This is a genomic window from Nocardia sp. NPDC060220 (genome assembly GCF_042727815.1).
GTDB lineage: Bacteria > Actinomycetota > Actinomycetes > Mycobacteriales > Mycobacteriaceae > Nocardia.
Genome location: NZ_JBHWZY010000403.1, coordinates 1 through 6,131 on the forward strand (window position 1 = coordinate 1; position 6,131 = coordinate 6,131).

General features: G+C 67.7%; 7 protein-coding genes and 1 pseudogene. 2 read left to right on the forward strand and 6 right to left on the reverse strand.

The features are described from left to right. The first annotated feature begins 367 nt into the window (after positions 1-367). The gene (locus ACFWF3_RS20735) at positions 368-1,465 is read left to right on the forward strand and encodes an adenosine deaminase (protein ID WP_379314911.1); all 1,098 of its coding nucleotides are present in this window, start codon (positions 368-370) and stop codon (positions 1,463-1,465) included. A gap of 50 nt (positions 1,466-1,515) precedes the next feature. On the opposite strand, the gene ACFWF3_RS20740 is transcribed toward ACFWF3_RS20735, so the two are convergent. From ACFWF3_RS20740 to ACFWF3_RS20760, 5 genes are read right to left on the reverse strand one after another with little or no spacing between them, the layout of a single operon-like run. After that, the gene (locus ACFWF3_RS20740) at positions 1,516-2,754 is read right to left on the reverse strand and encodes a primosomal protein (protein WP_379314912.1); all 1,239 of its coding nucleotides are present in this window, start codon (positions 2,752-2,754) and stop codon (positions 1,516-1,518) included. 14 nt (positions 2,755-2,768) lie between these two features. After that, positions 2,769-3,128, reverse strand: a complete 360-nt coding sequence (locus ACFWF3_RS20745; RefSeq protein WP_379314913.1) for a YbaB/EbfC family nucleoid-associated protein — start codon at positions 3,126-3,128, stop codon at positions 2,769-2,771. Then, on the reverse strand, positions 3,125-3,478 hold the full coding sequence (locus ACFWF3_RS20750) for a hypothetical protein (RefSeq protein WP_101464284.1): 354 nt from the start codon (positions 3,476-3,478) through the stop codon (positions 3,125-3,127). The genes ACFWF3_RS20745 and ACFWF3_RS20750 overlap by 4 nt, the downstream gene beginning before the upstream one ends. Beyond that, positions 3,475-4,626 (reverse strand): NlpC/P60 family protein, encoded by a 1,152-nt coding sequence (locus ACFWF3_RS20755; RefSeq protein WP_378995359.1) that lies wholly within the window; start codon positions 4,624-4,626, stop codon positions 3,475-3,477. Before ACFWF3_RS20755 ends, ACFWF3_RS20750 begins: the two co-directional genes overlap by 4 nt. Further along, positions 4,623-4,955: a hypothetical protein gene (locus ACFWF3_RS20760; RefSeq protein WP_379314914.1), complete on the reverse strand. Its 333-nt coding sequence runs from the start codon at positions 4,953-4,955 to the stop codon at positions 4,623-4,625. The genes ACFWF3_RS20755 and ACFWF3_RS20760 overlap by 4 nt, the downstream gene beginning before the upstream one ends. A 146-nt stretch (positions 4,956-5,101) precedes the next feature. Between ACFWF3_RS20760 and upp the strand changes: the two genes are divergently transcribed. Further along, positions 5,102-5,725, forward strand: a complete 624-nt coding sequence (upp, locus tag ACFWF3_RS20765; protein ID WP_378995364.1) for a uracil phosphoribosyltransferase — start codon at positions 5,102-5,104, stop codon at positions 5,723-5,725. A 1-nt stretch (position 5,726) separates the two neighbouring features. Here upp and ACFWF3_RS20770 read toward each other — a convergent pair. Continuing rightward, positions 5,727-6,131: pseudogene (locus tag ACFWF3_RS20770) on the reverse strand (phospho-sugar mutase); the annotation flags it as partial.

A 6,131-nucleotide genomic window follows, 5' to 3' on the forward strand; every position in this document is an offset into this window, starting at 1 on the left:
CGGCCGCGGACGGGCCACTTCGTGGCCGTCCCTCCCTAGGGGTCGGGAGTGCGGTGGCTGGGTTGGGTGGGTTGTTGAAGACGGGGACGGGCTGGGTGTGGGCGGTGGGTTGTTGAGGAGGGGGACGGGCTGGGTGTGGGCGGTGGGTTGTTGAGGAGGGGACGGGTTGGGTGTGCGGAGTGGTTGGTGGGGAGGGGGACTGGCTGGGTGTGAGGTGTGGCCGGTGGGGAGGGGACTGGCTGGGTGTGGGGTGTGGGGAATGCGGTGGGTGGCTCGTAATAGTCGTTTGCGGGGCGGGTAATCAACGAGACGGTTGCCACGTGGGGACTTCGCTGCCGGGATCGGCGTGGGCGGCTACCGTCTATACATGACTGGACCGGCGCCCCTTGACCTTGCTTCGATCCGACGCGCACCGAAGGCCTTGCTGCATGATCACCTCGATGGTGGTCTGCGGCCCTCGACGGTGCTAGAGCTGGCCGCTGATTGCGGTTATGACGAATTACCCGCTGCCGACGCCGAGAGTTTGGGGGCGTGGTTTCGTGACGCCGCCGACAGCGGATCGCTCGAGCGGTATCTGGAGACGTTCGCGCACACGGTCGCGGTGATGCAGACCCCGGAGGGTTTGCGCAGGGTGGCGCGGGAGTGCGCGATCGATCTCGCCGCTGACGGGGTCGTGTACGCGGAGGTGCGGTTCGCGCCCGAGCAGCACCTCGAAAAGGGCCTCACGCTCGACGAGGTGGTCGAGCACACCCTCGCGGGGTTCCGGGAGGGCGAGGCGATCGCGGCCGAGCAGGGCAATGTCATCCGGGTGACCTGTCTGCTCACGGCGATGCGGCACGCGGCGAGGTCGCGGGAGATCGCGGAGTTGACCGTGCGGTTCCGGGATGCCGGGGTGGGCGGGTTCGACATCGCGGGCGCCGAGGCGGGATTTCCTCCCACGCGGCACCTGGACGCGTTCGAGTATCTGCGAGCCAATCACGCGCACTTCACGATTCACGCGGGTGAGGCGTTCGGCCTGCCGTCGATTCACGAGGCGCTGGCGTTCTGTGGCTGCGATCGGCTGGGCCACGGAGTGCGCATCACCGACGACATCAGCGTCCCGGGCGACATCGAGGACGCCCAGCTCGGCCTGGTCGCGAACTACGTGCGCGATATGAGGGTGCCGCTGGAACTGTGTCCCTCGTCGAATGTGCAGACCGGCGCGGTGCCCTCGCTGGACAAGCATCCGTTCGACCTGCTGGCCCGCCTGCGCTTCCGGGTCACCGTCAACACCGACAACCGCCTGATGAGCGATACCTCCATGAGCGAGGAGATGCTCAAGCTGGTCGACACCTTCGGCTACGGCTGGAGCGACCTGGAACGCTTCACCATCAACGCCATGAAGTCGGCCTTCATCCCGTTCCCGGACCGGCTGAAGATCATCGACGAAGTGATCAAGCCGGGTTACGCGGTCCTGCTCGGTTGACATGAATCAGGGGTGGCACCGTATCGGTGCCACCCCTGATCTGTCGAGAACTACTCGCTGACGAGGCGTGCTTCGAACGCACGCTGCAAGTCGCGGAACTGCTGGGCCTCCGACGCGTACGGCGGGTTCGGCGCCATCCGGTTCGGATCCGGGTTGAGCAGGTACGAGACGTACCAGCCCAGCGGGTTCGACTGTGCGAGAGCCGTTTCCACGCTGTCGTCATCGGCGTAGTCGGCCGCGTCGCTGAACAGTTCGACCGCGAGGTCGAGCTGTTCGATATCGACCGCCTCCGGTCCCTCGGCCAGATCGTCGACCAGACCGGTGAGCACGTAGACGTTCTCGTCGGTCACCTCGACCTCGAGCGAACCGTCCACCGCCGCGGTCTGCACCTCGGCGTAGGTCGACACCCGCGACAGCTCGTGCTCGTGATCGTCGGCCAGGTAGCGGGCCAGTGCGCGCTCGGAACCGAAGACGGTGATGCTGCGGCCGTCACCGAGGAAGATCGGCTCGTCGTCGAGGTAGCAGCGCAGGGTGAACTGCTCGCCGTCGGAGGTGACGATCTTGACGGGGTCGATGCCGACCTCGTCCCAGAAGGACTCCTCTTCGTCCTCGTCGGCCGCGGAGAGGTCGACGTTCTCGAACTCTTCCTCCTCCTCGGCGACATCGTCGGCGTCGACCTCGTTCTCCTCGGCCGCCAGCAGCTCCGCCTCGGCGACGGCCACCGCGGCCGCGTCGACATCGGGTGTGCTGACGACACTGTCGATCGCGTCGAGCACGTCGTCCCAGCCCTTGACGATCGCGGCACCGACCTGGTCCCACAGCTCTTCACCGTCGCGGCCGACGAATGTGCTCGCCCCGCTGGCCAGCGCACCGAGCACCGGGTTGTTGCCGAAGAACTTGGTCACCACGTCGAGCTCGCACACCTCGGCGATATTGCGCACCATCGCCAGGGTGTCCTCGAGCTCGCCGACGACGTCGACGTCCGGGTCGCCCGCCGCCAGTTCCGGCACGGAGACCAGATCGAAGCTGAAATTCTCCTCCGGCTCCAGCTCAGCGGCCGAAAGTCCGGCGATGACCGCCCAGGACGGGTGGTCGACGAGGTCGTTGTCGGAGTTGGTGCGGATGAACGCCGCCAGCTCCGCAACGGACTCGAATCCGTAGAGGTCGTCCTCGTGACCGAGGAACGCCTCCCACTCGTCGTCACCGTCGCGCCAGCGCGGTGCCCACAGGGTGACGAGATCGCCATCGGTCAGACCGAGCTCGATCGGGACGATGTCTCCAGAAGCCATGACGCGAAGCCTAGCTAGCTCGAGCGCCGGGCACTATCCGGCCCGGGTGCTAATTGCCCGTCGGGCTGTGCACTCGGGCCGGCGAGCGATTCGTTCAGTGTCGCAATGATGTTGGAACGTGCCTCACCGGCGGTCTCGGTGGCCTGTTTGCAGGCCGACAGGATGAGTGCGGCGGCCTCGGCGGGCGCCAGCGTGGTGATGGCTTCGTCCAGCGTCAGGGCGACGAGGGCGCCGTCGCTGTTCACCTCGGCGGTGACCAGCCCGTCCTCGGTGGTGAACCGCCCGTTGACCTGCTTCAACCCGTACAGCGCGGCCTCGAGCGCCTCGAGTTTTCCGGTGACGCCCGCGACCAGGGCATCCATTTCCGCACTCACAGTGGCCTCATCCAACTCGTCTGACCGGTGTCGGCGTCGTCGATGCGATCGAGCTCGTCGACCGCTTGACGCCGGGTGGGCAGGTTCATCTTGTCGAGCAGTTCGTCGGGGATCTGCGCCTGCTCGCTGTAGACCTCGCGCAGGCGAGCCGCGGCGGCGATGGTCGAGCGCCGGGTCAGGCGCAGGATCTCGTCGGCCAGCGCCTGTGCGCCGAACTGGTATTCACTGCGTTCGAACTTGAGCGCGATCGGCAGACCCATGCTGGTCGCGCGGACCGAGATCGTGCCGGAGCGGTTGGTGCTGACCGCGGACTCCACATTGGGGACCTCGGGGATCGGCGTGCCGCTCATTCGGTAGGCCTGTAGAAGCCGTAGAACTCCATGCCACTGTTCTCCGTTCGGATGGAACTGATCGAAACCGGATCGCCCGCCTCGACGAGCTGCCCGTTGCCGACGACCATGGCGACATGGCCGTCCCACACCGCCAGATCGCCCGGCATCAGGTCACCGGGGGATACCTGAGGATTGCCGATGTGCTGTTCCTGCGCCAGCCGTGGCAGTTCGACCCCGGCCTCGCCGTAGGCGTACTTGGTGAGCCCGCTGCAGTCGATGCCCGACTGGGGGTCGTTGCCGCCCCAGACGTACGGGGTGCCGACGGCGCCGATGGCCGAGCGGACCGCGGTCGCGGCCTTCTCGTTGGGCGCCTCGACGGTGCTGCCGTCGGGCAGGGTGATCTTGACGCCGGTACCGGACCCTGTCGACGAACCGGCCGATGACCCCGTCGATCCGCCCGTGCCCGCGGAGGTCCCACCCGTGGTGGTCGACTTCGAGGAGCTGCTGCTGCTGTTGCTGCCACCCATCGCTGTCGACAGGCCGGAACCCATGGCGCTGAGCACTGTGCTGCCGGTGCTCGCCGCGGTCGAGAGCAGGCCGGAACTCGAGGCCGAGGACACGAGGTTGCTCGCGCCGGACGAGACGCTCGCCAGCGACGTGCTCGACGGCGCGGGGGTGAGCTCCTGGATCGCGGAGGTCTGGGTGCCGAGTTCGTCCTGTACCCGGCCGACGACGCCCATGCCCTGACCGATGTGATCGATCGCCGAGCTCACCACGGCGGTCAGACCGGCCGGGGTGCCCAGGGTGGGGCTGAGCGCGGACACTTGCGACAGGAACGAGTTGACGATTCCGTCGAGCTCTTTCTGACCGGTCTCCACATAGGCGGCGGCCTGGTCGACGACGGTCGCCATCTCGGTGCCGTTGTCGCTCAGAGTCGCCGAGGAGGTCTGTACGCGCAGCGCCTTCGCGGTGGCCGCGTCGACGGCCTGGCCGTCCCACGCGGTGTTCACGTTGTTGATGCTGTTGCGGCCCTGTTGATAGATCTGGTCGAGGTTGGTCGAGGTCGAGCGCAAGCCGTCGGATGCGCCGCCGGTGCCGAGTACGCCGGTGCCGAAGCTCGACAGCAGATCGAGGAGGGGCTGAGCCAGGCCGCTGAGGTCGATCATGCTTCGGTACCGATGTCGCCCGCGGCGGCGCTGAGCCCGGCCGCGTTGTTCAGGTCGGTCTCGACGAGGGTGGTCGCGGCGCTGGCGGTGGCCAGCCCCATGCTCCCCATGACCGCCGACAGCTGGGCGATCGACGCCACGTGACCGGCGTGCGCGGCGGAGTAGGCGGCGGTGAAATCGCCGCCGATGAGACCCATGATGGGGCCGAGCAGGGTGGGGTCGGAGGCAACCGAGCCAGCCGCCGCCGTGGCCAGTTCCGTGGCCATCACCTCAGCAGCTGCGCTGTACGCGACGATGCCTTCGGCATCGGCCGACATTTTTTTCGTCATCGAACTTCCCCCAATCCTCGAGTTCCCGGGCAGAGTACGTCACTCAGTATCTTGGACGCACCGACGCCGCATTCGGTTCCCTACTACCGCGAAAATTTCCCCAGCGGTCGTAGGCGCGAAGCGCCAAGCGACCCTATCGTCTTTTCATGCGCACCGACACCGTCGATCATCCACTCGCCGCGGCCCTGCTCAGCACCATGCGGGACGCCCGGACCGACAACGCCACTTTCCGCAATGCTCTGGCCGATCTCACCGGCATCCTCATGTACGAGGCGCTGCGCGACGCGCCGGTGGTGCGCGAGCCCATCGACACGCCGGTCGCGGTCACCGAGGGCGTCCGTTTGGCGGCGCCCCCACTGCTCGTGCCGGTGCTGCGCGCCGGGCTCGGCATGGTCTACGCCGCAGCCGAACTCGTGCCCGAAGCCCGCGTCGGATTCGTCGGCATCGCCCGCGACGAGCAGACCCACGAGCCGGTGCCGTACCTCGAGTCGCTGCCCGCCGACCTCACCGGCCTGCCCGTCTTCGTCCTCGATCCGATGCTGGCGACCGGCGGTTCCATGCGCCACACGATCGAACTGCTCGCCGCCCGCGGCGCGACCGACATCACCGCCATCTGCGTCGTCTCGGCACCCGAAGGCGTTGCCGCCCTCGCGGCCTCGGGCCTCCCGGTCCGCCTGATCACCGCCGCCATCGACGAGAAACTCAACGAGAACGCCTACATCGTCCCCGGCCTCGGCGACGCGGGCGACCGCCAGTTCGGCCCCCGCTGAACTATTGCTCGCCCGCTGCCAGCGACCGGCAGAACGTGGTGAGCTGGGAGAGGCGCTGGGCGGTGAGCTGTTTCGCGTCGTTCAGGTCGTCCCGGTCGGCGACCGGGGCGAATACCTCCAGGTAGCACTTGAGTTTGGGTTCGGTGCCCGAGGGACGCACGACGATGCGGAAGTCGTCGGCGTCGAAGATCAGTGCGTCGGTGCGGAGCCGGCCGCGGACCTGCGCCTGGTCGGTGAATTTCACCGGGGTGCCTGCGATGTCGCTGGGTGGGTTCGCGCGCAGGGCGGCGACCAGCACGCTCGCGGCGGCCTGGTCGGGCAGGCGCAGGGATACCTGCCCGCCCGCGTGCAGGCCGAATTCGACAGCGTAGGAGTCGAGTTCACCTTGCAGCGTGGTGCCCTGAGC